Source organism: Bradyrhizobium yuanmingense, assembly GCF_025200905.1.
Lineage (GTDB): Bacteria > Pseudomonadota > Alphaproteobacteria > Rhizobiales > Xanthobacteraceae > Bradyrhizobium > Bradyrhizobium yuanmingense.
In genome coordinates, this window is sequence record NZ_CP104173.1 from 1,431,698 (window position 1) to 1,458,347 (window position 26,650).

The window sequence follows — 26,650 nt, forward strand, 5'->3', positions numbered from 1 at the left end:
TGCGGAAGGACGTTCGGATGTCCGGAACCAAAATCCTATGGGGACAGGTGATTGCGGTCGGCGTGATTGTATTGCTGGCCATCTGGGGAGCAACCGAGTGGACGGCTTGGCGGCTTGCCTGGCAACCGGAGCTTGGGCGGCCCTGGTTCGAACTGTCTGGATTCAAGATCTATTACCCGCCGACTTTCTTCTGGTGGTGGTTCGTCTACGACGCCTATGCGCCGCAGGTCTTTGTTGAGGGCGCGTTCATTGCGGCATCTGGGACCTTCACTTCGATTGCCGTAGCGATCGGCATGTCGGTATGGCGCGCTCGTGAAGCCAAAAACGTCGAGACCTATGGTTCGGCGCGGTGGGCTGGTCTGGAGGAGGTTCGAGCGGCCGGACTGCTTGGTCGGGATGGCGTGGTGCTGGGCAAGCTCGATAGCGACTACCTCCGCCACGATGGACCGGAGCACGTCTTGTGTTTTGCTCCCACCCGGTCCGGCAAGGGCGTCGGGCTCGTCGTTCCCTCGTTGTTGGCTTGGCCCGGCTCGGCCATCGTGCACGACATCAAGGGTGAGAACTGGCAATTGACCGCCGGCTTTCGCTCGCGGCATGGCCGGGTCCTGTTGTTCGACCCGACGAATCCAAAGTCGTCAGCCTACAATCCGCTCCTCGAAGTCCGGCGGGGGGAATGGGAGGTTCGCGACGTTCAGAACGTCGCCGACGTACTGGTCGACCCCGAAGGCTCGCTCGACAAGCGGAACCATTGGGAGAAGACCAGTCATTCGCTCCTGGTCGGCGCCATACTCCATGTCCTCTATGCTGAGGCAGACAAGACGCTGGCCGGCGTGGCGGCCTTTCTGTCCGACCCGAAGCGGCCGATCGAGGTGACGCTGAAGGCAATGATGACGACCGCCCATCTTGGCGAGCAGGGCGCCCATCCGGTTGTCGCCTCGACCGCGCGCGAGCTCCTCAACAAATCCGAGAATGAACGCTCCGGTGTCCTGTCCACCGCGATGTCATTCCTTGGGCTCTACCGCGATCCCGTGGTGGCCCAGGTGACCCGCTGTTGCGATTGGCGGATCGCCGACCTGATCGCAGATAGCCTACCTGCGACGCTTTACCTGGTAGTGCCGCCCTCCGATATCTCACGGACCAAACCATTGATCCGTCTGGTGCTGAACCAGATCGGCCGACGCCTGACCGAGGATTTGCACGCTCCTAATCGCAAGCATCGGGTCCTGATGATGCTCGACGAGTTCCCCGCACTTGGGCGGCTCGACTTCTTCGAGTCTGCGCTCGCCTTTATGGCGGGGTACGGAATCAAGAGTTTTCTGATCGCGCAGTCGCTCAACCAGATCGAAAAGGCCTACGGGCCCAACAATGCGATTCTCGACAACTGCCACGTCCGCGTCAGCTTCGCGACCAACGACGAGCGAACCGCCAAGCGGGTTTCCGACGCGTTGGGCACGGCCACCGAGATGCGGGCGATGAAGAACTATGCCGGTCACAGGTTGAACCCGTGGTTAGGCCACCTCATGGTTTCGCGGCAGGAGACGGCAAGACCGCTGCTGACCCCAGGCGAAGTCATGCAGCTTCCGCCGAAGGACGAGATCGTCATGGTGGCGGGCACGCCGCCGATCCGGGCAAAGAAGGTCCGCTACTACGAAGATCGGCGGTTCACCGAGCGGGTTCTACCGCCGCCCGATCCAGCGAGCGCCGGCCGATCGTCGCGAACAGACGGATGGTCAGTGCTCGGACCGCTGAAGCCGACGGCTAGACCAGCTGATCAAGCTTCGGGGGCCGAGGAAGACAGGGCGAACAGCGGACTCCGTCGTGAGCCCGAACTCCCCGATCACGTGGCGATCGCCAAGGAGACGACCGAACCGACACCCGCAGAAGAATTTGCTGCCGTTCTAGATGATGACGAGGATGCGGTCCGTCAGTCCCGGCTCATACGCCAACAGATGCGCGGTGTTGCCCGTCAAGTCGCTCTGGACCCGAATGACGGTATGGAGCTCTGAGGCAATATGCGCGACCGGATGAACGTCTATTTCCCGCCAGAGCTTTTGAAACAGATCTCGGAGCTGGCCGATCGTAAGAAGCTTTCCCGGTCCGCGATCGTGGAAGCAGCTGTCGCTTCGTTTCTGTCACCGGACGGAGCGGACAGGCGGGAGGCAGCGTTTACCCGTCGCCTGGATCGATTGTCGCGCCAAATGCAGAGGCTGGAGCGCGACGTTGGTTTGACGGCCGAGACCTTGGCTTTGTTCATTCGTTTCTGGTTGACGATCACGCCACCGTTGCCCAACGACGCGCAGGCGCCCGCGCAGGCAAAGGGCAGGGAGCGCTTTGAAGGATTCGTTGAGGCGCTCGGGCGTCGTTTGCAAAAGGGGCAAAGCTTTCTGCGCGAGATTCCAGAAGATGTCTGCCGTCCGGAACCGGCAGAAGAGACCTGATCGAACCATGTAGAAAGGCCGTTTCGCTGATCCTTCTTTTTCTACGCCAGCCTACGACCGCAACGATTTAGCCGAACTGACAAAAAGCTGGACGCGCTATCGGCTTGAGCGAGCTGAGAGCAAAGGGGCCAGCATGCAAATCTCAACCGCATGGCGAATCGCGCGCGTTTTTCTCCCTTTTGCAGTTGGGTACTATCTCTCGTATCTGTTTCGAACGATCAACGCTCTGATCGCCAACCATCTCAGCTCGGATACCGGGCTTGGGACTGCCGACCTCGGGTTGCTTACGTCGGTCTATTTTCTTGTTTTCGCGGTCGCTCAGATCCCTGTCGGTATATTGTTGGATCGCTTTGGTCCGCGTCGCGTCCAGAGTGTTCTGCTCTTGCTTGCCGCAGCAGGCGCCGGCCTCTTCGCGATATCGACTGACTTCCTGTCGCTTTTGTTCGCGCGTGCAATGATCGGGCTTGGCGTGGCGGCGGCGTTGACCGCAGGATTGAAGTCGATCGTCCTCTGGTTCCCCAGGGAGCGTGTCGCCTTGCTTAACGGCTACATGGTCATGCTGGGATCGCTTGGAGCGGTGACTGCTACGGTCCCCGTCGACCACCTGCTCGCCTGGATGGGTTGGCGGCAACTTTTTGGGGTCCTGGCGGTCGCTACCGGTGCGACGGCCATTCTCATCTATGCCGTCGTGCCTGAGCGAGGCATTGTCCCATCAGCAGCGGGCGCCACTCTTGGCTTCGTTCTCGGCGATCGGCGCTTCTGGCGAATGGCCCCGTTGTCGGCGACGTGCGTCGGATCAACCTGGTCTCTGCAGGGATTGTGGGCATCCCCGTGGTTGACCGACGTGGAGGGGCTTGATCGCGCAGGTCTCGTCAGACAGCTTTTTATGATGTCCATCGTATTGAGCGCTGGCGCCTGGTTATTCGGTACGACCGTCCACGCCATCAAGCGGAAAGGAATCGGGGCGGAGACGGTGTTAGCGATGGTTGCGGTGCTGTTCATCGCGGCTGAGTTATCCCTGATCCTGCGAGTGTCTTTGCCGTCCATCCTGCTTTGGTCTATTGTCGCAATTGTCGGAACGGCGACAGTGGTCAGCTTCGCGGTGATAGCGGATTACTTCCCTCCGGAGCTTGCCGGCCGTGCCAATGGTGCATTGAATGTCTTGCACTTCGGTTGGGCATTTCTGGCGCAATACGCAACAGGACTTGTTCTGGAACAATGGTCCGCAAATGATGGGCATAGGCCCGTCCAAGCCTATCAAGTCGCTTTTGGTCTGAACGTAGTACTGCAGATCGCGGCGTTAGTCTGGTTCGCGCTGCCTTGGCGCCGATCCATCGCTTCGTGGATGAGTTCAATCCTCTTCTTCAGGCCGGCTGATGTTTCCTGCGCGGTCGAGCGAGTCGGGTTGTACGAAGACTCGGTCATCCTCCTGCCAGGGGATGACAATGCGGATTGGTGAGCAGACCACTCCCGCGAACTAACACGATTGCGTAGGCCTCAAACATCAATTCTCAGTCTTTCTTTTTCTACGCTAGGCTACGATCACTGAAGCCGCTTGTTGCGCCAAGTCCATCGGTGCCTTTTCTAATCATCCCCACATGAGGACGCTCGTTGGACGTCCTCATTCGGTGGGGACGAACGGTGGCAATCAATTCCATTCAATCGGAAGCGAGTTCGCGCGGCGCGCGAATGCTGCGCAGCGCGCTTGGTTCTGCAATTGCCGGCTACCTCGAAGACGAAGCGATCATCGAGGTGATGCTCAACCCGGATGGGCGGCTGTGGATCGACCGGTTGTCGAATGGTCTGAGCGACACAGGCGAAACTCTGTCGGCTGCAGATGGCGAGCGAATCGTTCGCCTGGTTGCGCATCACGTAGGCGCCGAGGTGCATGCCGGCGCGCCACGGGTGTCGGCCGAATTGCCTGGAACCGGCGAGCGCTTCGAAGGCCTTTTGCCTCCGGTCGTTGCCGCCCCGGCCTTTGCTATCCGCAAGCCAGCTGTCGCAGTGTTTACGCTCGACGACTACGTCGCCAAGAAGATCATGACCTCGGAGCAGGCCAAGTTCCTGAAGAGCGCGGTCGCTGCACGGAAGAACATCCTGGTCGCTGGTGGAACATCGACGGGCAAAACGACGCTGACGAATGCGCTCCTGGCCGAGGTGGCAAAGACTGCTGATCGGGTCGTGCTGATCGAAGATACGCGCGAACTTCAGTGCAAAGCGCCCAATCTAGTGGCGCTGCGGACCAAAGATGGCGTGGCTACGCTATCGGATCTCGTTCGGTCCTCGCTGCGCCTGCGACCTGATCGCATTCCGATTGGCGAAGTCCGAGGTGCCGAGGCGCTCGATCTGCTCAAGGCTTGGGGGACTGGGCATCCAGGCGGCATTGGGACCATTCATGCGGGCAGCGCGCTCGGTGCGCTGCGGCGGCTCGAGCAGCTCATCCAAGAGGCCGTCATCACGGTTCCGCGTGCCCTGATCGCTGAGACCATCAACCTCGTCGCGGTCCTTGCCGGCCGCGGCGCTGAGCGTCGTCTCGCTGAGCTCGCCCTCGTTTCGGGTCTTGGCGCCTCTGGCGACTACGAACTTTCATCAGCAGGAGACTGACATGCGTCATCAATTTCGCTTTCTTCGACGTGCATCGTTGGCCGCCTTCGGCGCAGTGCTTGTGGCAGCGTCGCCGTCATGGGCGGCCGGCTCGAACATGCCTTGGGAACAGCCACTCAATCAGATCCTGCAGTCGGTTGAAGGTCCGGTCGCCAAGATCATCGCCGTCATCATCATCGTCGTGACTGGGCTCACGCTCGCGTTCGGGGACTCCTCGGGCGGTTTCCGCCGGCTGATCCAGATCGTGTTCGGTCTATCGATCGCGTTTGCCGCCTCGAGCTTCTTTCTGTCGTTCTTCTCCTTCGGCGGCGGCGTGGTGATCTGATGGATGATCCTTCGGCAGGCTTTGTCGTGCCCGTTCATCGCGCACTCACTGAGCCGATTCTGATGGGCGGCGCGCCGCGGTCCGTCGCGATCGTCAACGGCACGCTTGCCGCAGCCCTTGGGCTTGGATTGCGGCTCTGGATCGCGGGCCTCGTCCTCTGGTTCATCGGCCATATGGCCGCCGTCTGGGCCGCCAAACGCGATTCCGCCTTCGTCGATGTGGTGCGCCGGCATCTGCGCATCCCCAGTCATCTCAACCTCTGAGCTCTCGGTCATGATGAATCTCGCCGAATATCGCCATTCCAGCGCGCGGCTCGCCGACTTCCTGCCCTGGGCAGCGCTCGCCAACGAGGGAATCGTCCTGAACAAGGACGGCTCGTTCCAGCGGACAGCAAGATTCCGCGGACCCGACCTGGATAGCGCAGTGCCGGCTGAACTCGTCGCCGTCGCCGGTCGCCTGAACAACGCCCTGCGCCGTCTGGGATCTGGTTGGGCCATATTTGTCGAGGCGCAGCGTCATTTTGCTGGGTCCTATCCTCCGAGTACATTTCCAGATGTCGCATCCGCACTGGTCGATGCCGAACGCAGGGCCCAGTTCGAAGAGGCCGGCGCTCACTACGAGTCCAGCTATTTCCTGACCTTCCTCTATCTACCGCCGGAGGAGGGAGCCGCCAGGGCAGAGCGCCTGCTGTATGAGGGCCGCGATCGGACTGTTGGCGCAGACGCGCGCGAGGTGCTCCGCGGGTTTGTCGATCAAACCAACCGCGTGCTGCAGCTCGTCGAGGGGTTCATGCCGGAATGCAGCTGGCTCGATGATCAGGACACGCTGACCTACCTGCACTCGACGATCTCGACCAAGCGTCACCGCGTTCGCGTGCCAGAAATTCCGATGTATATCGATGCGCTTTTGGCCGACCAGCCGTTGACCGGCGGGCTAGAGCCCATGTTGGGCTCAGCCACTCTTCGGGTCCTGACGATCGTCGGCTTTCCGGGCGCCACGACCCCGGGAATCCTGGACGACCTGAATCGCCTGCCGTTCTCGTATCGTTGGTCGACCCGGGCGATCATGCTCGACAAGACCGACGCCACCAAGCTGCTGACCAAGATCCGCCGCCAGTGGTTCGCCAAGCGAAAATCCATCGGTGCCATCCTCAAGGAGGTTATGACCAACGAGGCACCGGCGCTGCTCGATACCGACGCCCACAACAAGGCGCTTGATGCCGACGCGGCACTGCAGGAACTGGGGTCGGATCAAATCGGACAAGCCTTTGTCACGGCGACCATAACTGTCTGGGACCGCGATCCTAACGCCGCCGATGAAAAGCTGCGGCTGGTCGAGAAGGTCATTCAGGGCCGCGATTTCACCTGCATGATCGAGACGGTGAACGCCGTCGAAGCCTGGCTCGGCAGTCTGCCCGGGCACGTCTACGCCAATGTCCGGCAGCCGCCGGTTTCGACCCTCAATCTCGCTCATATGATTCCGATGTCGGCCGTGTGGGCGGGTGAGGCGAGGGATCTGCACTTCAAGGGTCCGCCGCTTCTGTTCGGCAAGACCGAGGGATCTACGCCGTTCCGGTTCTCCCTCCACGTCGGCGACGTCGGCCATACCCTTGTGGTGGGACCGACCGGCGCGGGCAAGTCGGTATTGCTCGCGCTGATGGCGCTGCAGTTCAGGCGTTACCCGAACTCTCAGGTCTTTGCGTTCGATTTCGGCGGTTCGATCCGGGCGGCCGCGCTCGCCATGGGCGGCGACTGGCACGATCTCGGTGGCGCTTTCTCTGACGGGGACGAAGACCCCGTCGCCCTGCAACCGTTGGCGTGGATCGACGATCCTTCCGAGCGAGGGTGGGCGACGGAATGGATCGGCGCGATCCTGGCACGGGAAAAGATCGAGATCACTCCTGAGGTCAAGGATCATCTGTGGTCGGCGCTGAGGTCTCTCGCCTCGGCGCCGAGGCAGGAGCGCACCCTGACGGGTCTGTCAGTCCTGCTCCAATCGAATTCCCTGAAACGCGCCTTGCAACCTTATTGCCTGGGCGGCCCCTCCGGGCGCCTGCTCGATGCCGAATTTGAGCGCCTTGGCGAGGCCTCGGTCCAGGCGTTTGAGACCGAGGGCTTGATCGGAACGAGCGCCGCGCCGGCCGTTCTGGCGTACCTCTTCCATCGTATTGGGGACCGTCTCGATGGCCGGCCGACACTCCTGATCGTCGATGAGGGGTGGCTTGCCCTCGACGACGAGGATTTCGCGGGCCAGCTCCGGGAATGGCTGAAGACGCTTCGCAAGAAGAACGCGTCCGTCATCTTCGCCACCCAGTCGCTTTCGGACATCGATGGCTCCGCAATCGCGCCGGCGATCATTGAAAGCTGCCCAACACGCTTGTTGCTGCCGAACGAACGGGCGATCGAACCGCAAATCACCGCCATCTACCGCCGCTTCGGTCTCAACGATCGCCAAATCGAACTGCTGAGCCGGGCAACGCCAAAGCGCGACTACTATTGCCAGTCCCGCCGCGGCAACCGGATGTTCGAACTCGGCTTGGGTGAAGTTGCGCTGGCTTTCACCGTAGCCTCTTCCAAGACTGACCAGGCCGCCATCACGCAACTCCTCGCCGAACATGGACCCGACGGCTTCGTGCCGGCCTGGCTTCAGCACCGTGGCGTCGCCTGGGCGACAGATCTGATCCCCAATCTCGTCAATCTGGAGAAATCGCTATGAGACGTCTGGGCCTATTGGCGACCACGGCCGCCTTTGCGCTGGTGCTTGGCGTTACGGAGCCCGCACGTGCGCTGATCGTCTTTGATCCCAACAATTACGTCCAGAATGTCCTGACGGCCGCGCGGGAGCTCCAGCAGATCAACAATCAGATCACCTCGTTGCAGAACGAAGCACAGATGCTGATCAATCAGGCCAGAAATCTGGCAAACCTGCCGTATTCGTCCCTCCAGCAACTGCAGTCCTCGATTCAGCGGACCCAGCAATTGCTGGCCCAGGCCCAGCGGATCGCCTATGACGTCCAACAGATCGATCGCGCGTTCTCAACCAGCTACGCGCCGGCGACCAGTAGCCAATCAAACCAATTGCTAATCTCTAATGCTCAGTCGCGTTGGCAGAATTCCTATGCCGCAACGCAAGATGCGCTTCGCGTCCAGGCGGGCATCGTTGGTAATCTCGACACCAATCGTATCCAGACCTCCGCACTCGTAACGTCAAGCCAAGGCGCAAGTGGCGCTCTGCAGGCAACTCAGGCCGGCAATCAGATCCTCGCTCTGAACGCGCAGCAACTCGCCGACCTCACCGCTGTCATAGCGGCACAGGGGAGGGCGCAGAGTCTTGAGGCCGCTCAGCGCGCCTCGGCCCAGGATCAGGGGCGAGAGCAACTCAGGCGATTCCTGACGCCGGGGCAGGGTTATCAATCATCCAACGTGCAGATGTTCCACCAATGACCGACATAAGGGCGTTCAAGGCGTTGTCGCTGCTCACGACAATCGGCGTGTTGGTCGTCGCTGCCTGCACGATTCAGCTTCGTGGCGGAGACGAGCCACACGTGCTGCCGAAGGCGGAGCAGACGACAGATGCAACCAGTTCGGACCTCGCACGCTGCCGCAGCGTCTCTGCTGAGGATACGGCTGGTTATCAGCATTGCAGGCAGGTGTGGGCCGAAAACCGGCGCCGCTTCTTGGCCAAGAAATCCGGTGGCGCGGTTTCTGGCCAAGAAGAACCCGCCGCAGCGTTGGCGCCCGCCCCAAAGGATCAGAGCCGGGTTCCACAGGGATATCCGCAACCGGCGACGCCTGAGGCGAGCAAGCCATGATGGGTACGGAGATCATCGACCAATTCCTGGAAACATTCACGCGTTACATCGACAACGGCTTCGGGCTGCTGGGGAGCGATGTCGGATATCTCGCAACGACCCTTGCTGCGATCGACGTCACGCTCGCCGCGTTGTTCTGGAGTTGGGGGCCGGACGAAGACATCATGGCGCGCCTCGTCAAGAAGACGCTCTTCGTCGGTGTTTTTGCCTATCTCATTGGTAATTGGAACAGTCTGGCACGTATTGTCTTCGAGAGCTTTGCTGGTCTTGGACTGAAAGCATCGGGCGCAAGCCTGTCCGCGTCGGACTTCCTGCGGCCGGGAAAGATCGCCCAAGTCGGACTTGATGCCGGCCGACCGTTGCTCGATTCGATCTCCAACCTGATAGGTTACATCAGCTTCTTCGAGAATTTCGTCCAGATCGTCGTTCTCCTGTTCGCCTGGGTTGTTGTGCTGCTCGCCTTCTTCAGTCTGGCGATCCAGCTCTTCGTCACCCTGATCGAGTTCAAGCTCACGACGCTGGCCGGCTTCGTGCTCATTCCCTTTGGCTTGTTTGGTAAAACCGCCTTCGCGGCAGAGCGGGTCCTGGGCAATGTCATATCCTCCGGAATCAAGGTCCTGGTTCTGGCCGTCATCGTCGGGATCGGCTCGACTTTGTTCTCGCAGTTCACCGCTGGCTTCGGCGGCGCTCAGCCGACCATCGAAGACTCGATGACGCTGGTCCTTGCTGCACTCTCCTTGCTGGGCCTCGGGATATTTGGTCCCGGAATCGCCAACGGACTGGTATCCGGCGGACCGCAGCTCGGCGCCGGTGCGGCGATTGGAACGGGCCTTGCCGCTGGCGGTATTGTTGCCGCCGGCGGAGGCCTCGCCGCCGGCGGTGTCGGTCTCGCTGGCGGCGCGATTGCTGGCGTCGCGCGCGGCGGGGGTGCCGTCTTGAGTGGAGCGTCCGCCGCCTATCAAAGCGGAGGCCTTGCTGGTGTCGCGGAGGCTGGCAGCTCGGCTGCCATGAGTCCTTTGCGTCGAGCAGCGGCCGCGTTCGGCGCAGGTGGGCAAACGGGAGGGCAGGCCGCGAGCACTTCGGCTGAAGGGCAGCCAGATTGGGCGCGGCGCATGAAGCGAGCCCAGACCATTCGGCACGGTGCGTCGGCGGCTGGCCACGCGGTTCGCTCAGGCGATCACGGCAGCAGCGGGTCATCTGTCGATCTGTCTGAAGGAGAGCGCTGACGCGCGGCCATCTCGCTTTCGCACCCGCCGCGCGGCAGCGGCTCAACCCGGACACCGCACGACCTCAAAACCGATCACTTGTCCTCAGGGGTAATTATCGATGTTCAAACGACCTTCCGTTCATTACGGGCGCATGCCCGAGCCGATCACACCTTACCAAAAGGCAGCGCAGGTTTGGGACGAACGCATTGGATCGGCCCGCGCGCAGGCCAAGAACTGGCGCCTGATGGCGTTCGGCTGCTTGATGCTTTCAGCCGGTCTCACTGGTGGACTTGTCTGGCATTCAAATCAAGGATCGATCACGCCTTGGGTGGTCGAAGTCGACCATCTTGGTCAGGCTCAAAGGGTTGCGCCGGCCAACATCAATTATCAACCCAATGATGCGCAGATCGCCTACCATCTCGCGCGCTTTATCGAGGATGTCAGAGGCTTGCCCGCCGATAGCATAGTTCTGCGCCAAAACTGGCTCCGGGCTTATGATTTTACGACCGATCGCGGCGCCGCTGCGCTCAATGACTACGCGCGCAACAATGATCCATTTGCCAAGCTGGGTAAGGTGCAAATCTCCGTGGACGTCTCGAGCGTCATTCGCGCCTCGTCGGAAAGCTTTCGCGTCGCGTGGACCCAGCGCGTCTACGAAAACGGCTCGTTGAGCTCGACCGAGCGCTGGACTGCAATTGTCGCGATCGTGATCGAGACACCGCGCGATGCCGAACGCCTGCGCAAGAATCCCCTTGGCGTCTACGTTCGCGCCATCAACTGGTCAAAGGAGTTGAGTCAGTGACCAAGACGCCGTCTGACGTTCATTCGAAGCATCCGGTACCGTACAGCAGGATCAGTCCGACTCCGCCCGAATTTTCGACCGCGAAGCGAGCAGTCTTGTTTGCTCTCTTGCTTGCTTCCTTCGCGCTCGGCGGGTGCGCGACCTACATTCCGCCGGAGATCAGCTACGACGCGGAGGTCCCGCCGCTGCCGCCGGCTCCAGCAATTCTCGACGACAGGTCGCGACCGCTGCACGTTCCACCGCTCTGGAAGCCGGCTCTTGGCGGCAAGTCGGGAGGGAAGGAAGACGCTGAACCCGTGAGCCGGGTTGAGACCGCAAACAGCGCAGCCCGAGTCGAACCGCGCAAGCGGGGGTATTTCAACGCGGCGCAAATCTACGCCTATAGTCCCGGAGCGCTGTATCAGATTTACGCCGCGCCGGGGCAGATCACGGATATCGCGCTAGAGGAAGGAGAGCAACTGACGGGGGCAGGGCCGATCGCGGCCGGAGATACCATACGCTGGGTCGTGGGTGACACCGAAAGCGGGAGCGGCGACACACGGCGCGTCCATATCCTAGTCAAGCCGACCCGAGCTTCGATCGAGACTAACCTTGTGGTCAACACTGACCGGCGAACCTACTTGATTGAGCTCCGCTCTCGCGAGCGGCCATACATGCCATCCGTTGCCTGGTACTATCCTGAGACGGTGCGCGAACGGTCGCGTTCAGTCGCTCTGAAACCCGTTCTTCCTGATCCGGCGCAACGCATCTCCCGCTACGCTATCGAAGGGGATAATCCTCCTTGGCGGCCGCTCGCCGCATATGATGATGGCCGCAAGGTCTATGTCGAATTCCCGCAAGGCATCGTACAGGGCGAGATGCCTCCGCTCTTTGTCATTGGCCCGGATGGCAAGACCGAACTCGTCAACTACCGCGCCTACGGCAACGTGTTGATCGTGGATCGGCTGTTTGCTGCTGCCGAACTCCGGCTCGGCGGTGAGCACCAACGGAAGGTCAGGATTGTCAGGACAGACGGGAGGCCGTCATCATGATTGCGCCGAACGAGAACGACCAGCCCCAAGTCGCGCCGCCGCAAACACAAGAGGAGCAGTCTAGGAGCTTTCGCTTGAGAGCAGAGCATCCGCCCGTGACGAGGTTGTCGCGGAAGATACTGGCGGGCGGGAGCGCGGTTGCTCTGCTCGTCGTCGGCGGTGCAGTGCTGTGGTCGTTGCAAAACAATCGCTCCCGTAATCAGGCGGTCGACGAACTTTACAGTACCGATCACCACAATGTTGCCGATGGCATTACGACACTGCCGAAGGACTACGCTGGCGTTCCGCAGCTAGGTCCGCCGCTTCCCGGCGACCTGGGTCGACCGATCCTTGCCGCTCAAGGTTTGTCGCCAACGAGTGGCGCTGACCCCGACAAGCAGCGCCAGGATCAAGAGACCGAAGCAGCCCGCATCAGTCGTCTGTTCGCTTCGACTAATGGGCGAGAGATGCGTCCGTCCGGCGCTGCGGTTGGAGGCGACCGCATCGTGCCGCCCAACTCAACGAACTCTGGCGACGATGGATATGCGCAAAACGGTCAGGACCGCAAGCTTGCCTTCGTAAACGCTTCGGTGGACCGTCGCACTGTAAGCCCTGACCGCCTCACTAGGCCCGCTTCACCCTACATCGTGCAGGCTGGAACAGTGATTCCTGGGGCGCTGATCACCGGGGTCCGATCGGACCTTCCAGGTCAAATCACCGCGCAGGTAACCGAGAATGTCTTTGACACGCCGACCGGCCGCTTTCTGCTTGTGCCACAGGGGGCGCGTCTGATCGGTATCTACGATAGCCAGGTCACTTTCGGCCAGTCTCGTGTGCTGCTCGTCTGGACACGGCTGATTATGCCGAATGGACGTTCCATCGTTCTCGAACGGCAGCCTGGCGCTGACACCGCTGGGTATGCCGGCCTCGAAGACCAAGTGGACAATCACTGGGGCGAACTGTTCAAAGCTGCGGCACTATCGACGTTTCTGGCGATCGGGACCGAACTGGGTGCCGGCTCGGACACCAACAGCAACGACAGCGCAATCATCCAGGCATTGCGACATGGAGCGTCGGACTCACTAAACCAGACCGGGCAGCAGGTGGTTCGCCGCAGTCTCAGCATCCAGCCCACGCTTAACGTGCGACCTGGCTTCCCGGTTCGTGTTCTTGTCAATCATGACCTCATACTTACATTGTATAGAGGGTGACAACATGCCAAAACTAAAAATAGGGGAGCTTCCAGACGACAAGCCCGTCAAAGTGAGTACGGAGCTCCCTGCGGCGGTCCACCGTGACCTCATTGCATATGCAGAAGCGCTTACGCGTCAGGGGGGGCAAGTGGTCGATCCGACTAAACTCATCGCCCCCATGTTGTCGCGCTTTATGGCGACGGATCGAGGATTTTCTAAGCTGAAACGTCAAGGCCACGTAGCGGCCACTGGCGAAGGACAGTGATGCTCAAAGTTTCCTCGAGACTGTTGTCGACGCTAAATAGGTGTCTGCATCAAGCTAGGCGGTGCCGCGTTGGCTTAAGAGCTGAGATATCGTGTCGGAAAGTGTCTTGCCGCGTTTGCCCGAAACAACTCCGATTCCCAGGTTTTCTCGGTTTTCAGACAGAGCACTGAGCGTCGACATGCAGTTATTCGGTCACCTTCAGGCGCGTTACACTGCTCCGGCCGTGGACGCTGACAGGCACGTCACCCTCGATCGTGGCCCGACGTACGACCCGATGCTGGTCCCCGTAATCGTTGACCGCGTAATGCTGCGTTGCGCGGTTATCCCATATCGCAATATCCCCCTCTAACCAGTTCCAGCGCACAGTATTTTCGGGCGCTGTGATGTGAGACTGGAGCAGATCGAACAGCTTTTGTCCGTCGTATTTGGCGATCCCAACAAACTGCTTCACCAAGGCGCCGAGCACTAGCGTCCGCTCGCCTGTTTCGGGATGGACGCGTACGACGGGATGCTCGGTCTCAAAAACTGTTTTGGTGAACACCTCGTCAAAGTGTTTCTTGTCGACCTCACGGACACGCGCGATGCCGGCGTAATCGAAGACGTTGCTGTGAACGGCCCACAGGCCCTCGGCAAGCCGTTGTAGCGGCGGCGGCAAATCAAGATAAGCGGCAGCTGTGTTCGACCACACGGTGTCGCCTCCGAACGTTGGCATTACAACGGCTCGCAGGACTAAAATCTTGGGATATGCGTCGGCGAAGGTTCCATCCGCATGCCAAACGTCGGCCCGACCGCCGCCGCGAGTGGAGTCCAGTTCGAGGAGCGACGCCGTCCCCTTGGCAGCACCGAGCATCGGATGTGGCACTAGCTTTCCGAGACGAGCGGCAAAGCGCTCCTGCTCGGCGTCATTGAGATGTCCTTGATTGCGGAAGAAGATCACCTTGTGCTCGAGCAATAAGCTGTTGATCGCGGCGATCGCGTGGTCCGGTAGATCGCCCGATAGCTTGATATTTTTGACTTCGGCACCGATGCGCGCTGCACGTTTCATAACATCGGTGCTCGCGACGCCGCCGATCACATTTGTGCTCATCCTGCTTTTCCAGGCCCTCGCAGTTCTTCCTCGCCCCTTGAAGCGAAATGATCTTCAGCAAGCATCGTGCCAAGCGAAAGACGAACATGTCCTCCATGATAGCATTTGGCGCGAGTCCTCAAACTGAGCCAGTGGCTGGGTCGCGTGACAAATAACTCGATCACCGAGCTCATCCCTTCGAATGTCGAATGGCGAAGTGGACAGCAGGAGAGCGCCAACGGCATCTTCAGTTATGCTTTTGTAATAACTCAACTGCGTTGGAAAAAAAAGGCACGTGTCGTGAAAAAATGGCGCCGTCCTTGCCGTGCACGAGCTCGATTTCATTTTTTCGACATATCCAAATTGCGGAAAGAATGGAGAAGGGGAGCTCAAACTCCTCTCGAAACCTGCATATCGATGGTCGCGCGGCTGAGGCCGCTCAAAATAACATTGACAAGACCGCATTTGCCTCATCGAGTAGTGTGCCATTCCAGGCGAATTCAATGGCGGATTTCATGCGTAAACCTGGGGCACGTCATCGTGCGGTAATAGGTATTTGCTGTTCTACATGTCTGGGGTGATGGTAGTGGATATGTCCGAACAGAGTTGTCAGGGGGGCAGCGTGCGTTAGTGACCTGAACGGGCGGACCGTTCTTCCAGGGCGAGATGGAGTTTTGGGAGCGTGAGTATAGCTGCTTTTCTGGCTCTGTTTCTGGATCGATTTGTTTTAAGCAATGGCCACCCCAGGCGGCGCCGGGAAAGCCACAAAGCCGAAGGGGCTTTCGAAAGTCTCAACGCTTACTACGCGTTGTACTGGACCGGACACGAGATTGTACTTCTGTCGGAATACGGACAAGTGTCTACTCAGTGCGGCAAGCCGGAGCTGACTGTTCCGTTCGTGAATTTTCGCGAGGTAATTGATAGCAGATCGCTAGAGTCTGTGAAGCTGATGTAAGATCGCTCTTGTCGAGCGGCGCTGTTGGCGGGTCATGAACATTATCGTCTCAGTCCTGAGCCAAGATAAGCGATGCAACTTCCTGGTCCCGTGCCAGTTTGCTCGCCGCTAGGCCGGTGGCGACACCAATGCGATCAGGCACGGGGCGGTTTTGGCTCATCTTCCGTTTGCCTTCGATCCTCGTGATGGGGATGCGCACGCCGACGATTTCACGCAACTGGGCGGCGATGAAACCCGCGGGAGCATCGCTGACGGCCCAGGGCGTCGCACGAGACGCCTCATGGATATTCGTCAGACGCGTCACAATCTCAAGCAGGCGAGTGGAGTCCTCGAAGAACTCAATCGGCCCCTGCGCGTGGACCGCGATGTAATTCCATGTCGGCACCACCTGTTCAGCTTGTCGCTTGCTGGGATACCAGGATGGCGTTACATAAGCCTCTGCGCCAGTAAAGATCGCCAGAGCTTCTCCGATCGGGGCCGTGCGCCATTGCGGATTACCTTTTGCCAAATGCCCGTATAGCGCGCCGTGTTCGCCTTCGCTCTCATCGAGGAAGAGCGGAAGAGGCGTCGCAAGTGGCCCATCTGATGTCGCTGTGACCAAATTAGCCAATCGGGCGCAGCGGATTGTTGCTCGAATGTTCTCGATGTCGTCGTCTCGAAAGTGGAGCGGTATGTACATGAAAGGGTCTCCGCTGGCAGTCGTTGAGATAAACCCAAGTCAACAGGCTAGAAAACTGCCAGTTTCAGTCGTTCCCGTGGAGGTGCTCCGCTTCCTCTTTTGACGTGACGATTTCGGGGTTATCTGGGACTTAACGATTTCACTCAGCCGCTTCAATCCGTCGAGCTGCTGTTGGGTTGGTGTTTCCGTAGCTGTTCTCGTTGGGCCGAGCTAGGCATTCATAAACCTCTAGAGATCTCACCCGGCCTCGCCTGTGTGAAGCGATCCGGCAGGTCTCCTTCGACGAGCACCGAGACGCGTCTACGAACTAGTCCTTGAATCGAGGCAAGATCGACGCCCACCTCAAAATCGTCTTTCTTCGTTTCGAAGAACTACGCCGATGCGTACAGGTCGGAGGTGATCGCAACGAAACCATCATTAAAGCAGCAACATTTCCCCTCTACATAGTGGCCGCCATCGCCCGTGGTGGCCGGGGAGATCGTCGACAATTTTCCATCGCTGACGCGCGATCAGGTTGACACCGCGATCCAATACGCCAAGGCTTATCCTAAGCGAGAGTCCCTGTCCCCCTCGGTCTGAATCGGGCGCTGGCAAAGCTAGCGGACGTTGGGTTCGATCAGCGAAGCTGAGGCGGGCGAGGGTGCGCCCCGCCGGATTCCGTGACCGCGTATTTGATCGACGACAACGTGCTTCGCGAGATGGCAGCGCGAACGTGCGCAAGTGGCTTGCAACACGCTCCTGGATCAAAGCGTGCTCATACTGCGCGTGCGCGCCGCACCTGGAACAGGAATTCGCCCGAGCGCGTCGTGGTGTCCAGGCTTTCGGTCAGGGAGCAGAACGCCACCTGATTGTGCTTGAGCGAAGTCACGATCGCGAGCAGGTGCGACAGCGAGCGCCCGCGCCAAGCCGGTGTGGTCATCCTTCGCGTTCGAGGCGTGATCCTCGAAGAGGTGCCGCGGATCAACGCCGGCGCGAGCAGCGCATTGCGTTGCAAGTCCGTTTTCGGGCGGTCTAAGTGCGGTGATACGTGCCTGTAGCCAACCCACATAGGCGGATGCCCATCGGAATTAGCTTTCCGATGGTAGTGCGTCACGACAGAGTTCTTCGCATATCTTTGCGTCACCAGGCGTTTAGCTTAGGGGCAACTACAAGAGTCGGTAGGTGGCTAAAGCCAACTTGAGGCCCTAGGATTCGGTCGCCTTCCCCGCCGATTATCATCGACGAACAGAAGTGAATGCAAGCGCACGGGAAGTCGCTGCCCGCAGCGCCCGCGGGCACCTTCCCCTTAGAGAGTGTAGTGCCACTGTGTCCGAACAACCTCTGCCGACACTCCCGATGTGGCGCGTCGATCACATTGAGCCGTCTCCCGAGATGTTGGCGCTACGCGCCAACGGTCCGATCCACCGGGTGCGTTTCCCGTCCGGGCACGAGGGTTGGTGGGTGACAGGCTACGAGGAGGCCAAGGCGGTGCTGTCGGACGCGGCGTTCCGGCCGGCGGGAATGCCGCCGAAGGCGTTCACCCCGGATTCGGTGATTCTCGGTTCGCCGGGGTGGCTGGTCTCGCACGAGGGGGACAAGCATGTCCGGTTGCGCACGCTGGTGGCGCCGGCCTTCAGCAGCCGCAGGGTGAAGCTGCTGGCGCAGCATGTCGAGGCGGTCGCTGCGCAGTTGTTCGAGAACCTGGCGGCGCAGCGCCAGCCCGCCGACTTGCGGCGCCACCTCTCCTTTCCGCTTCCGGCCATGGTCATCAGCGCGCTGATGGGCGTGCTCTACGAGGATCACGCCTTTTTCGCCCGGCTGTCCGACGAGGTGATGACGCACCAGCACGAAAGCGGCCCGCGCAGCGCGTCGCGCCTGGCCTGGGACGAACTACGCGCCTACATCCGCTGCAAGATGCGGGACAAACGCCAGGATCCGGGCGACAATTTGCTGACGGATCTGCTCGCGGCGGTCGACCATCGCGAGGCGACCGAAGAAGAAGCGATCGGCCTAGCGGCGGGCATGCTGGTGGCGGGGCACGAGAGCACCGTCGCTCAAATCGAATTCGGCCTGCTGGCCATGTTCCGTCATCCGCAACAGCGCGAACGCCTGGTCGGCGATCCATCCCTGGTGGATAAGGCGGTGGAGGAAATCCTGCGCATGTACCCGCCGGGGGCGGGCTGGGACGGCATCATGCGCTATCCGAAGACCGACGTGACCATCGCGGGCGTTCATATTCCCGCGGAGAGCAAAGTGCTCGTCGGCTTGCCGGCAACGTCGTTCGACCCGCGCTATTTCGACGAACCGGAGATCTTCGACATCGGACGCGAGGAAAAGCCGCACCTGGCGTTCTCCTACGGGCCGCACTCCTGCATCGGCGGGGCGCTCGCCAGACTGGAACTCAAGGCGGTGTTCGGTTCGATCTTCCAGCGCTTTCCCGCGCTGCGCCTGGCCATGGCGCCCGAAGAACTGAAGTTGCGCAAAGAGATCATCACTGGCGGGTTCGAGGAGTTCCCGGTGCTCTGGTGATGTGCGGACGCCGCTGAGGAATCGCGATCGCCTCCGCGATTTGCCGGGGCGCCTGTGGCGCACCGGTCAGATCAGCCAGCCAACAGGTAACCAAGATGGACGTGCAAGAAACCACGGCAGCATGCCGCGACGCCTTCGCCGAACTGGCGTCGCGGGCATGGATCAACGACCCGTATCCGTTCATGCGGTGGTTGCGCGAGCATGATCCGGTGCATCGCGCGGCGTCGGGCCGATTTCTGTTGAGCCGCCACGCTGATATCTACTGGGCGCTCAAGGCCACGGGTGATGCGTTTCGGGGACCAGCGCCGGGCGAACTGGCGCGCTATTTTCCCCATGCGGCGACCAGCTTGTCGCTTAATCTGCTAGCCTCCACGTTAGCGATGAAGGACCCACCGGCGCATACGCGTCTGCGCCGGCTGATCTCGCGCGATTTCAACATGAGCCAGATCGACAACCTGCGGCCGAGCATCGCGCGCATCGTCGCAGCGCGCCTCGACGTCATGGCGCCCGCGCTGGAGCGCGGGGAGGCCGTGGACCTGCATCGGGAATTCGCGCTGGCATTGCCCATGCTAGTCTTCGCCGAACTGTTTGGCATGCCCCAGGACGACATGTTCGGGCTCGCCGCCGGCATCGGCGCCATTCTGGAAGGCCTGAGCCCGCACGCCAGCGATGCCCGGCTCGCCGCGGCGGACGTGGCCAGTGCCAGAGTGAAGGCCTACTTCGGCGGTCTCATACAGCGCAAGCGCACCGATCCCCGCCACGACATCGTGTCGATGCTGGTCGGTGCAAACGACGATGATGCCGACACGCTGTCGGATGCGGAGTTGATCAGCATGTTGTGGGGCATGCTGCTGGGTGGCTTCGCCACCACTGCTGCGACCATCGACCATGCGGTCCTGGCGATGCTGGCGTATCCCGAACAGCGGCACTGGCTGCAGGGAGACGCCATGGGGGTAAAGGCATTCGTCGAAGAAGTCCTGCGCTGCGATGCGCCCGCCATGTTCAGCTCCATTCCGCGTATCGCCCAGCGCGACATCGAATTGGGCGGCGTGGTGATCCCGAAGAACGCGGACGTGCGCGTGCTGATCGCGTCCGGCAATCGCGACCCTGATGCCTTCGCCGATCCGGACCGCTTCGATCCCGCGCGGTTCTACGGCACCAGTCCTGGCATGTCGACCGACGGAAAGATCATGCTGAGCTTCGGCCACGGCATCCACTTCTGCCTCGGTGCGCAACTGGCCCGGGTGCAGTTGGCCGAGAGTTTGCCGCGGCTTCAGGCGCGCTTTCCCACGCTGGCATTGGCCGAGCAGCCGATCCGGGAGCCCTCCGCGTTCCTGAGGACGTTCCGCGCGCTGCCGGTGCGGCTGCGTGCGCCGGGGGTTGAGATGTGCGTCGTGGTCGACCAGGATCTGTGCGGAACCAGCGGACAGTGCGTGCTGACGCTACCGGGCACCTTTCGCCAGCGAGAACCAGACGGCGTGGCCGAAGTGTGTGGGGCGACAGTCCCGCAGGCGCTGCACGCCGCCGTGCAGCTCGCAGCGAGCCAGTGCCCGGTCGCCGCCATTCGGGTCATCGAAAGCGAAGCTGGCGATGGCGAGCGCGCCAGCACCAACAGTGCTCCTTCTCCGGCGGAGGCCCAGCGGCTTGCCGCGAGAGACCAATGCAATTCAGGAGGACACGATGGGACGGTTTGAAGGCAAGGTGGCCGTGGTGACCGGCGCCGGCGCCGGTATCGGCAAGGCATGCGCCCTCGCCATCGCGCGCGAGGGCGGCAGAGTGGCGGTCGCCGACATCGATGGCTCGGCGGCCATCGCCTGCACCGCGCAAATCGCGGCCGAGGCGGGCCACGCGCTGGCCCTGGCTACCGACATCGCGGAGGCGCAGGCGGTGGCAGCGCTGTTCGAGACGGCGGAAAGGCACTTCGGTGGGGTCGACCTGCTGGTGAACAACGCGGGCGCCATGCATCTGACTCCGCGCGACCGCGCGATCCTCGACCTGGACCTGGCAGTCTGGGATCAGACCATGGCGACCAATCTGCGCGGGACGTTGCTCTGCTGCCGGCAGGCCATCCCACGGATGATCGCCCGCGGCGGTGGCGCGATCGTCAACATGTCGTCGTGCCAGGGGCTCAGCGGTGACACCGCGCTGACGTCGTACGCCACGTCGAAGGCGGCGATGAACATGCTATCGGCCTCGCTCGCCACCCAGTACGGTCATGCGCAGATCCGCTGCAACGCGGTTGCGCCGGGTCTCATCATGACCGAGCGTCTCCTCGCCAAGCTGGACGAGCGCATGCAACGGCATCTGCGCCGGCACCAGCTCCTGCCGCGCGTCGGTCGCCCCGAGGACGTGGCCGCGCTGGTGGCGTTCCTGCTCTCCGACGATGCAGCGTTCATCACCGGCCAGGTCATGTGCATCGACGGCGGCATGCTGGCGCATGTGCCGACGTACGCCGACGGTGGCAACAGCCGCGCCGCGCGGCCCACCGGCGAGACCGCCCAAGCGGCCGCGTCGCCGTGCTGCTGATGAACATGCTGCTCAACCCGCTGAACCGTCGGCATCGGCTCCGGCACGACATCCCGGTCGTGCCCGGCGCTTTCCCCTTGGTCGGGCATCTTCCCGCCATCGTCTGCGGCCTGCCGCGCCTGCTGCGGCACGCGGAACGGACCCTGGGCAGCCACTTCTGGCTGGATTTCGGCCCTGCCGGACACCTGATGACCTGCATGGATCCGGATGCGTTCGCACTGCTCCGGCACAAGGACGTGTCCACGGCACTGATCCAAGAGATCGCGCCCGAATTGTTTGGCGGAACGTTGGTTGCCCAGGACGGCGCCGCGCACCGGCAGGCGCGCGATGCAATCCAGCCGGCGCTCCTGCCCATGGGGCTGACCCGGGCCGGGATCGGCGAGCTGTTCGCGCCCATCATCCAGGCGCGGGTGCAGAGGTGGCGCGACCGCGGCGACGTAACCATCCTGCGCGAAACCGGCGATCTGATGCTTAAGCTCATCTTCAGCCTCGTGGGAATCCCCGTGCAGGACCTGCCGAAATGGCATCGCAAGTACCGGCAACTGCTGCAGTTGATCGTCGCGCCCCCGGTCGACCTGCCCGGACTGCCGTTGCGGCGCGGCCGCGCCGCCCGCGACTGGATCGATGCGCGGTTGCGCGAGTTCGTCCGCGACGCGCGCGAACGTGCCGCGCGCATCGGGTTGATCAACGACATGGTGAGCGCCTTCGATCGCAGCGACGATGCGCTATCCGATGACGTCCTGGTCGCCAATCTCCGATTGCTGCTGCTTGGTGGTCACGACACCACCGCCTCGACGATGGCCTGGATGGTGATTGAGCTGGCACGGCAGCCTGGGCTGTGGGACGCCCTGGTCGAGGAGGCGCAACGCGTGGGCGCGGTGCCGACCCGGCACGCGGACCTGGCGCAGTGTCCGGTCGCCGAGGCGCTGTTCCGCGAGACCCTGCGCGTGCATCCGCCGACGCCGCTCCTTGTGCGTCGCGCAGTGCGTGAATTGCAACTCGGCCAACGGCGCATTCCCGCGGGCACCGATCTGTGCATCCCGGTGCTGCATTTCTCGACCTCGGCGCTGCTGCACGAGGCACCTGATCAGTTTCGCCTGGCGCGGTGGCTGCAACGCTCCGAGCCGATCCGGCCGGTGGACCTGCTGCAATTCGGTACCGGCCCGCACGTATGCATCGGCTACCACTTGGCGTGGCTGGAACTGGTGCAGTTCTGCATCGCCTTGGCACTGACCATGCACGAGCGCGGGGCGCGGCCGCGGTTGCTGAGCGGCGTCGAAAAAGGCCGGCGCTATTACCCGACCGCACATCCGTCCATGACTATCCGCATCGGATTCTCCTGAGCGGGGTCGCATGCTCCTGTGGCGAGGCAGCGGCGCCGGCGACGCGGGGCAATGCTGCACTCGGCACGCGCGCACGGTGCCCCGCGGCGGCTCGCCTGTAAGGGGACAAGGACATGAACAACATGCAGACCGGTTCCACGCCACAGGACGACAGAACTGGTGATCCCGTGCTCGGCGGATTGGGCGCGCAGGCGCGCAGCGCATCCGGCGAGCTGCCGCCCGTGATCTGGATGCAGGACGGCGCAAAGCGGGTTGAACACGTGCTAGCGCGTCTTCTCTGCGCCGAACATCACGGTGAGACCGAGCTGATAGCGGCGATGCGCTACGCCACCTTGCACGGCGGGAAGCGCACCCGCGCCTTGCTCTGTCTGGCTGCCGGCGCACTGGCCGACACGCCGGCCCACATGCTCGACGACGTCGGCGCTGCCATCGAGATGATGCATGCCTGTACCCTGGTCCACGACGATCTGCCCGCGATGGACGACGACGTGCTTCGCCGCGGCCTTCCGACCGTGCACGTCAAGTTCGGCGAAGCTACCGCGATCCTGGTCGGCGATGCGCTGCAGGCGCACGCCTTCCTGACCCTGGCGAGCCTGGATGCACCGGGCGACAATCGTATCGCGCTCGTGCGCGAACTGGCGCAGGCGGTGTCAGCCGAGGGTGCCGCAGGCGGGCAGGCCATGGATCTGTCGCTGGTTGGAAAGCACGTCGAGCTGGACAGGATCGTGGCGATGCACCGGATGAAGAGCGGAGCGCTAGTGCGCGCGTCCGTTCGCATGGGCGCGCTATGCGCTATCGCGGAGGATGCCGCGCACGCTGCACTGTACTGTGCGCTCGATCACTACAGCGCCTGTTTCGGCCTGGCGTTGCAGGTGATCGACGACATTCTCGACGTGACAGCGGATACCGCGACGCTGGGCAAGACTCCCGGCAAAGACGCGGCGGCGCAGAAGCCGACCTGCGCGTCGATCATGGGACTGCAGGCAGCACGTCAGTTCGCGCTGGATCTGTTGCGCGATGCCGGGGAGTCCATCGCGCCGCTGGGGCCGCGTACGGAACGGTTGGCACAACTCCTACAGCGGGCCAACGCGTATCTGTTCAGGCACGCGCCATGCGCATGAGCGTGCTCGTCCGAATGGAGGCGCCCTGTGCCGCTGCGATCGGCCAACGGCAGCTGTGCATGCTGCGCTGTGTCCGAGTCCGCGGCGCCGATCGCAGCGGTTGGGCCGCGCGCAGGCCTATGCGGCGGACCGGCGCCAGCATCGGGGGGGCGCGCCGAAGCAGGGCCGTCCGGCGCTGGCTATGCGAGGGACCTGCGGCGACATGCGCGGCGTCTGCCCGTCCCGGTTCTCGTCAACCGTCTGCAAAAGGAACATCCCCCGTGAACGCGTTGTTCGAACAGATCCTTTCCGAATTGCGCCGCCTGCTGAGCGAAATGAGCGATGGCGGCAGCGTCGGTCCGTCTGTTTACGACACGGCGCGAGCGCTGCGCTTCCACGGCAACGTCACCGGTCGGCAGGACGCATACGCGTGGCTCATCACGCAGCAACAGGCCGACGGCGGATGGGGAAGCGCGGACTTCCCGCTGTTCCGCCATGCGCCCACGTGGGCAGCGTTACTGGCATTGCAGCGTGCCGGTCCGCTTCCCGGTGCTGCCGACGCAGTCCAGGCTGCGACCCGGTTCCTCCAGCGCCAACCCGATCCCTACGCGCACGCGGTCCCGGACGACGCGCCGGTCGGCGCGGAGCTGATCCTGCCGCAGTTTTGCGGTGAGGCTGCATCCTTGCTGGGTGGCGTAGCGTTTCCCCGCCATCCAGCGCTGTTGCCGTTGCGGCAAGCGTGCCTGATCAAGCTGGGGGCGGCGGCGGTGTTGCCGTGCGGCCATCCGTTGCTGCACTCCTGGGAAGCCTGGGGGACGTCGCCGACCACCGCATGCCCGGACGACGACGGCAGCATCGGCATCAGTCCGGCCGCCACTGCCGCCTGGCGTGCGCACGCGGTGACACGGGGGAGCACGCCGCAGATAGGGCGCGCCGACGCGTATCTGCAGATGGCATCACGGGCGACGCGCAGCGGCATCGAAGGTGTCTTTCCCAACGTTTGGCCGATCAATGTGTTCGAGCCATGCTGGTCGCTGTACACCCTGAATCTGGCCGGGCTGTTCGCGCATCCCGCGCTCGCCGAGGTGGTCCGCGTCATCGTCGCGCAGCTCGACGCCCGTCTGGGTGTGCGCGGTCTGGGGCCCGCCTTGCACTTCGCGGCTGATGCGGACGACACCGCCATTGCGTTGTGCGTCCTGCACCTTGCAGGCCGCGACCCAGCGGCCGATGCATTGCGCCGTTTCGAAATTGGCGAGCTGTTCGTCACCTTCCCCGGCGAGCGCAATGCCTCGGTGTCGACCAACATCCATGCCCTGCATGCGTTGCGATTCTTGGGAAAGTCCGCCGCAGGCACCAGCGCGTACGTCGAGGCCAATCGCAACCCGCACGGTCTATGGGACAACGAAAAATGGCACGTTTCGTGGTTGTATCCCACCGCGCATGCGATCGCTGCGCTGGCGCAAGGCAAGCCCCAGTGGCGCGACGAGCGCGCGCTGGCGGCGCTGCTGCAGGCGCAGCGCGACGACGGGGGCTGGGGCGCCGGTCGCGCGTCCACATTCGAGGAAACCGCGTACGCGCTGTTCGCGTTACATGTGATGGACGGGAGTGAAGAGGCGACAGGGCGCCGGCGCATCGCGCGGGTGGTCGCACGTGCGCTGGAGTGGATGCTCGCCCGCCATGCGGCGCATGCATTGCCGCAGACGCCGCTGTGGATCGGCAAGGAATTGTATTGCCCCACTCGGGTCGTGCGCGTGGCCGAACTCGCTGGGTTGTGGCTGGCGCTCCGTTGGGGGCGGCGCGTTCTGGCCGAGGGAGCAGGAGCGGCGCCATGATGCAGACCGAGCGCGTGCTGCAGCAGGTGCTGGAGTGGGGGCGTTCCCTGACCGGGTTCGCCGACGAGCATGCCGTGGAAGCGGCCAGGGGCGGCCAGTACATCCTCCGGCACATCCACCCGAGCCTGAGCGACACCAGCACCCGCACCGGTCGCGATCCGCAGGACGAAACGCTGATCGTCGCGTTCTATCGCGAACTGGCGCTGCTGTTCTGGCTCGACGATTGCAACGACCTTGGCCTGATCGCGCCGGAGCAGCTCGCCGCCGTGGAGCAAGCGCTGGGGCAGGGCGAGCCGTGCGTGATCCCCGGATTCGAGGGTTGCGCTGTGCTGCGCGCTTCGCTGGCCGCGCTCGCCTACGATCGTCGCGACTATGCTCAGCTTCTCGACGATACCCGGCGCTACTGCGCGGCGCTGCGCGCGGGACATGCGCACGCGGCAGGGGCGGAACGCTGGTCCTACGCCGAGTACCTGCACAACGGCATCGATTCGATTGCCTACGCGAACGTGTTCTGTTGCCTGTCGTTGCTGTGGGGGCTGGACATGGCGACCTTGCGCGCGCGTCCGGCGTTTTGCCAGGTCCTGCGGCTCATATCAGCGATAGGGCGCCTGCAGAACGATCTGCATGGACGCGACAAGGACAGGTCGGCCAGCGAGGCCGACAACGCGGCGATCCTGCTGCTGCAGCGCTATCCAGCTATGCCTGTGGTGGAGTTCCTTAACGACGAGCTGGCCGGCCATACGCGCGCGCTGCACCGGGTGATGGCGGAAGAACGCTTTCCGGCCCCGTGGGGACCGTTGATTGACGCCATGGCGGCCATCCCCGCGCAGTACTACCAGACCTCGGCCACCCGGTACCGCAGCGACTCTGCGGGGTGAGGCCACCGTGCGCCGGCCTGAACGCGCGGGAGGCGGCGGCGTGCGCGCTGCCGCGGTCCGATCCGACGCAACGCCGTCGCCCGAGGGGGGGTGGAGGGCGACCGCGA

24 protein-coding genes are annotated in these 26,650 nt (G+C 62.6%); 21 read left to right on the forward strand and 3 right to left on the reverse strand.

Features of this window, described 5'->3' with window-relative positions; all coding sequences use genetic code 11:
- Window positions 1–17 precede the first annotated feature (17 nt).
- The 14 genes from N2605_RS06720 (at window position 18) to N2605_RS06785 (ending at window position 13,656) form a co-directional block, all read left to right on the forward strand.
- On the forward strand, window positions 18–2,006 hold the full coding sequence (locus tag N2605_RS06720; RefSeq protein WP_260346140.1) for a conjugal transfer protein TraG: 1,989 nt from the start codon (window positions 18–20) through the stop codon (window positions 2,004–2,006).
- 6 nt (window positions 2,007–2,012) lie between these two features.
- Window positions 2,013–2,438 (forward strand): ribbon-helix-helix domain-containing protein, encoded by a 426-nt coding sequence (locus tag N2605_RS06725; RefSeq protein ID WP_260346141.1) that lies wholly within the window; start codon window positions 2,013–2,015, stop codon window positions 2,436–2,438.
- Window positions 2,439–2,571: 133 nt separating this feature from the next.
- Window positions 2,572–3,897 (forward strand): MFS transporter, encoded by a 1,326-nt coding sequence (locus N2605_RS06730; RefSeq protein WP_260346142.1) that lies wholly within the window; start codon window positions 2,572–2,574, stop codon window positions 3,895–3,897.
- Between the two features lie 230 nt (window positions 3,898–4,127).
- A complete protein-coding gene (gene trbB / locus N2605_RS06735) occupies window positions 4,128–5,042 on the forward strand; it encodes a P-type conjugative transfer ATPase TrbB (protein ID WP_260347421.1) in 915 nt (304 codons plus the stop codon).
- A 1-nt stretch (window position 5,043) separates the two neighbouring features.
- Entirely contained in the window at window positions 5,044–5,367 is a 324-nt protein-coding gene (locus N2605_RS06740; RefSeq protein ID WP_260346143.1) for a TrbC/VirB2 family type IV secretion system protein, read from the forward strand.
- Window positions 5,367–5,630, forward strand: coding sequence for a VirB3 family type IV secretion system protein (locus N2605_RS06745; protein ID WP_260346144.1), 264 nt, complete (start codon window positions 5,367–5,369; stop codon window positions 5,628–5,630). Before N2605_RS06740 ends, N2605_RS06745 begins: the two co-directional genes overlap by 1 nt.
- A gap of 10 nt (window positions 5,631–5,640) precedes the next feature.
- A complete protein-coding gene (gene trbE, locus N2605_RS06750; RefSeq protein ID WP_260346145.1) occupies window positions 5,641–8,082 on the forward strand; it encodes a conjugal transfer protein TrbE in 2,442 nt (813 codons plus the stop codon).
- Window positions 8,079–8,810, forward strand: coding sequence for a P-type conjugative transfer protein TrbJ (gene trbJ / locus N2605_RS06755; RefSeq protein WP_260346146.1), 732 nt, complete (start codon window positions 8,079–8,081; stop codon window positions 8,808–8,810). The genes trbE and trbJ overlap by 4 nt, the downstream gene beginning before the upstream one ends.
- The gene (trbK-alt, locus tag N2605_RS06760) at window positions 8,807–9,178 is read left to right on the forward strand and encodes a putative entry exclusion protein TrbK-alt (RefSeq protein WP_260346147.1); all 372 of its coding nucleotides are present in this window, start codon (window positions 8,807–8,809) and stop codon (window positions 9,176–9,178) included. The genes trbJ and trbK-alt overlap by 4 nt, the downstream gene beginning before the upstream one ends.
- Window positions 9,175–10,404 carry a P-type conjugative transfer protein TrbL gene (gene trbL, locus N2605_RS06765; protein WP_260346148.1) on the forward strand — a complete coding sequence of 410 codons (1,230 nt, stop codon included), beginning with the start codon at window positions 9,175–9,177 and terminating at the stop codon, window positions 10,402–10,404. Before trbK-alt ends, trbL begins: the two co-directional genes overlap by 4 nt.
- 100 nt (window positions 10,405–10,504) lie before the next feature.
- A complete protein-coding gene (gene trbF, locus N2605_RS06770) occupies window positions 10,505–11,188 on the forward strand; it encodes a conjugal transfer protein TrbF (protein WP_260346149.1) in 684 nt (227 codons plus the stop codon).
- Window positions 11,185–12,219 carry a P-type conjugative transfer protein TrbG gene (gene trbG / locus N2605_RS06775; protein ID WP_260346150.1) on the forward strand — a complete coding sequence of 345 codons (1,035 nt, stop codon included), beginning with the start codon at window positions 11,185–11,187 and terminating at the stop codon, window positions 12,217–12,219. The genes trbF and trbG overlap by 4 nt, the downstream gene beginning before the upstream one ends.
- A complete protein-coding gene (locus N2605_RS06780) occupies window positions 12,216–13,409 on the forward strand; it encodes a TraB/TrbI/VirB10 family type IV secretion system protein (RefSeq protein WP_260346151.1) in 1,194 nt (397 codons plus the stop codon). Before trbG ends, N2605_RS06780 begins: the two co-directional genes overlap by 4 nt.
- A 4-nt stretch (window positions 13,410–13,413) precedes the next feature.
- A complete protein-coding gene (locus tag N2605_RS06785; RefSeq protein ID WP_057026419.1) occupies window positions 13,414–13,656 on the forward strand; it encodes a DUF2274 domain-containing protein in 243 nt (80 codons plus the stop codon).
- Window positions 13,657–13,840: 184 nt separating this feature from the next.
- Here the strand turns inward: N2605_RS06785 and N2605_RS06790 are convergent, their stop codons facing one another.
- From N2605_RS06790 to N2605_RS36625, 3 genes are all read right to left on the reverse strand, one after another.
- Window positions 13,841–14,743, reverse strand: a complete 903-nt coding sequence (locus tag N2605_RS06790; protein WP_260346152.1) for a TauD/TfdA dioxygenase family protein — start codon at window positions 14,741–14,743, stop codon at window positions 13,841–13,843.
- 983 nt (window positions 14,744–15,726) lie between these two features.
- Window positions 15,727–16,356 (reverse strand): FMN-binding negative transcriptional regulator, encoded by a 630-nt coding sequence (locus tag N2605_RS06795; RefSeq protein WP_260346153.1) that lies wholly within the window; start codon window positions 16,354–16,356, stop codon window positions 15,727–15,729.
- 754 nt (window positions 16,357–17,110) lie between these two features.
- The gene (locus tag N2605_RS36625; protein ID WP_260346154.1) at window positions 17,111–17,275 is read right to left on the reverse strand and encodes a recombinase family protein; all 165 of its coding nucleotides are present in this window, start codon (window positions 17,273–17,275) and stop codon (window positions 17,111–17,113) included.
- 386 nt (window positions 17,276–17,661) lie between these two features.
- Between N2605_RS36625 and N2605_RS06805 the strand changes: the two genes are divergently transcribed.
- The 7 genes from N2605_RS06805 (at window position 17,662) to N2605_RS06835 (ending at window position 26,543) form a co-directional block, all read left to right on the forward strand.
- Window positions 17,662–18,864 (forward strand): cytochrome P450, encoded by a 1,203-nt coding sequence (locus N2605_RS06805; RefSeq protein ID WP_260346155.1) that lies wholly within the window; start codon window positions 17,662–17,664, stop codon window positions 18,862–18,864.
- Between the two features lie 95 nt (window positions 18,865–18,959).
- Window positions 18,960–20,558 (forward strand): cytochrome P450, encoded by a 1,599-nt coding sequence (locus N2605_RS06810; protein ID WP_260346156.1) that lies wholly within the window; start codon window positions 18,960–18,962, stop codon window positions 20,556–20,558.
- The gene (locus N2605_RS06815) at window positions 20,545–21,390 is read left to right on the forward strand and encodes an SDR family oxidoreductase (protein WP_260346157.1); all 846 of its coding nucleotides are present in this window, start codon (window positions 20,545–20,547) and stop codon (window positions 21,388–21,390) included. Before N2605_RS06810 ends, N2605_RS06815 begins: the two co-directional genes overlap by 14 nt.
- Window positions 21,390–22,733 carry a cytochrome P450 gene (locus N2605_RS06820; RefSeq protein WP_260346158.1) on the forward strand — a complete coding sequence of 448 codons (1,344 nt, stop codon included), beginning with the start codon at window positions 21,390–21,392 and terminating at the stop codon, window positions 22,731–22,733. Before N2605_RS06815 ends, N2605_RS06820 begins: the two co-directional genes overlap by 1 nt.
- A 122-nt stretch (window positions 22,734–22,855) precedes the next feature.
- A complete protein-coding gene (locus tag N2605_RS06825) occupies window positions 22,856–23,854 on the forward strand; it encodes a polyprenyl synthetase family protein (protein ID WP_260347422.1) in 999 nt (332 codons plus the stop codon).
- A 260-nt stretch (window positions 23,855–24,114) separates the two neighbouring features.
- Complete coding sequence (locus N2605_RS06830) at window positions 24,115–25,665, forward strand: hypothetical protein (RefSeq protein ID WP_260346159.1); 1,551 nt, start codon at window positions 24,115–24,117, stop codon at window positions 25,663–25,665.
- Complete coding sequence (locus N2605_RS06835; RefSeq protein ID WP_260346160.1) at window positions 25,662–26,543, forward strand: terpene synthase family protein; 882 nt, start codon at window positions 25,662–25,664, stop codon at window positions 26,541–26,543. The genes N2605_RS06830 and N2605_RS06835 overlap by 4 nt, the downstream gene beginning before the upstream one ends.
- Window positions 26,544–26,650: the final 107 nt, after the last annotated feature.

What these genes read in the sequence shown, in the direction of transcription:
- N2605_RS06745 (WP_260346144.1), top strand. Translation starts at nt 5,367, where the DNA reads ATGGATGATCCTTCGGCAGGCTTTGTCGTGCCCGTTCATCGCGCACTC.
- N2605_RS06740 (WP_260346143.1), top strand. Translation starts at nt 5,044, where the DNA reads ATGCGTCATCAATTTCGCTTTCTTCGACGTGCATCGTTGGCCGCCTTC.
- N2605_RS06730 (WP_260346142.1), top strand. Translation starts at nt 2,572, where the DNA reads ATGCAAATCTCAACCGCATGGCGAATCGCGCGCGTTTTTCTCCCTTTT.
- trbB (WP_260347421.1), top strand. Translation starts at nt 4,128, where the DNA reads ATGCTGCGCAGCGCGCTTGGTTCTGCAATTGCCGGCTACCTCGAAGAC.
- N2605_RS06785 (WP_057026419.1), top strand. Translation starts at nt 13,414, where the DNA reads ATGCCAAAACTAAAAATAGGGGAGCTTCCAGACGACAAGCCCGTCAAA.
- N2605_RS06790 (WP_260346152.1), bottom strand. Translation starts at nt 14,743, where the DNA reads ATGAGCACAAATGTGATCGGCGGCGTCGCGAGCACCGATGTTATGAAA.
- N2605_RS06810 (WP_260346156.1), top strand. Translation starts at nt 18,960, where the DNA reads ATGGACGTGCAAGAAACCACGGCAGCATGCCGCGACGCCTTCGCCGAA.
- N2605_RS06835 (WP_260346160.1), top strand. Translation starts at nt 25,662, where the DNA reads ATGATGCAGACCGAGCGCGTGCTGCAGCAGGTGCTGGAGTGGGGGCGT.
- trbL (WP_260346148.1), top strand. Translation starts at nt 9,175, where the DNA reads ATGATGGGTACGGAGATCATCGACCAATTCCTGGAAACATTCACGCGT.
- N2605_RS06780 (WP_260346151.1), top strand. Translation starts at nt 12,216, where the DNA reads ATGATTGCGCCGAACGAGAACGACCAGCCCCAAGTCGCGCCGCCGCAA.
- N2605_RS06795 (WP_260346153.1), bottom strand. Translation starts at nt 16,356, where the DNA reads ATGTACATACCGCTCCACTTTCGAGACGACGACATCGAGAACATTCGA.
- N2605_RS06720 (WP_260346140.1), top strand. Translation starts at nt 18, where the DNA reads ATGTCCGGAACCAAAATCCTATGGGGACAGGTGATTGCGGTCGGCGTG.
- N2605_RS06820 (WP_260346158.1), top strand. Translation starts at nt 21,390, where the DNA reads ATGAACATGCTGCTCAACCCGCTGAACCGTCGGCATCGGCTCCGGCAC.
- N2605_RS06815 (WP_260346157.1), top strand. Translation starts at nt 20,545, where the DNA reads ATGGGACGGTTTGAAGGCAAGGTGGCCGTGGTGACCGGCGCCGGCGCC.
- trbJ (WP_260346146.1), top strand. Translation starts at nt 8,079, where the DNA reads ATGAGACGTCTGGGCCTATTGGCGACCACGGCCGCCTTTGCGCTGGTG.
- trbF (WP_260346149.1), top strand. Translation starts at nt 10,505, where the DNA reads ATGTTCAAACGACCTTCCGTTCATTACGGGCGCATGCCCGAGCCGATC.
- N2605_RS06725 (WP_260346141.1), top strand. Translation starts at nt 2,013, where the DNA reads ATGCGCGACCGGATGAACGTCTATTTCCCGCCAGAGCTTTTGAAACAG.
- N2605_RS36625 (WP_260346154.1), bottom strand. Translation starts at nt 17,275, where the DNA reads ATGACCACACCGGCTTGGCGCGGGCGCTCGCTGTCGCACCTGCTCGCG.
- trbK-alt (WP_260346147.1), top strand. Translation starts at nt 8,807, where the DNA reads ATGACCGACATAAGGGCGTTCAAGGCGTTGTCGCTGCTCACGACAATC.
- N2605_RS06825 (WP_260347422.1), top strand. Translation starts at nt 22,856, where the DNA reads ATGCAGACCGGTTCCACGCCACAGGACGACAGAACTGGTGATCCCGTG.
- trbE (WP_260346145.1), top strand. Translation starts at nt 5,641, where the DNA reads ATGATGAATCTCGCCGAATATCGCCATTCCAGCGCGCGGCTCGCCGAC.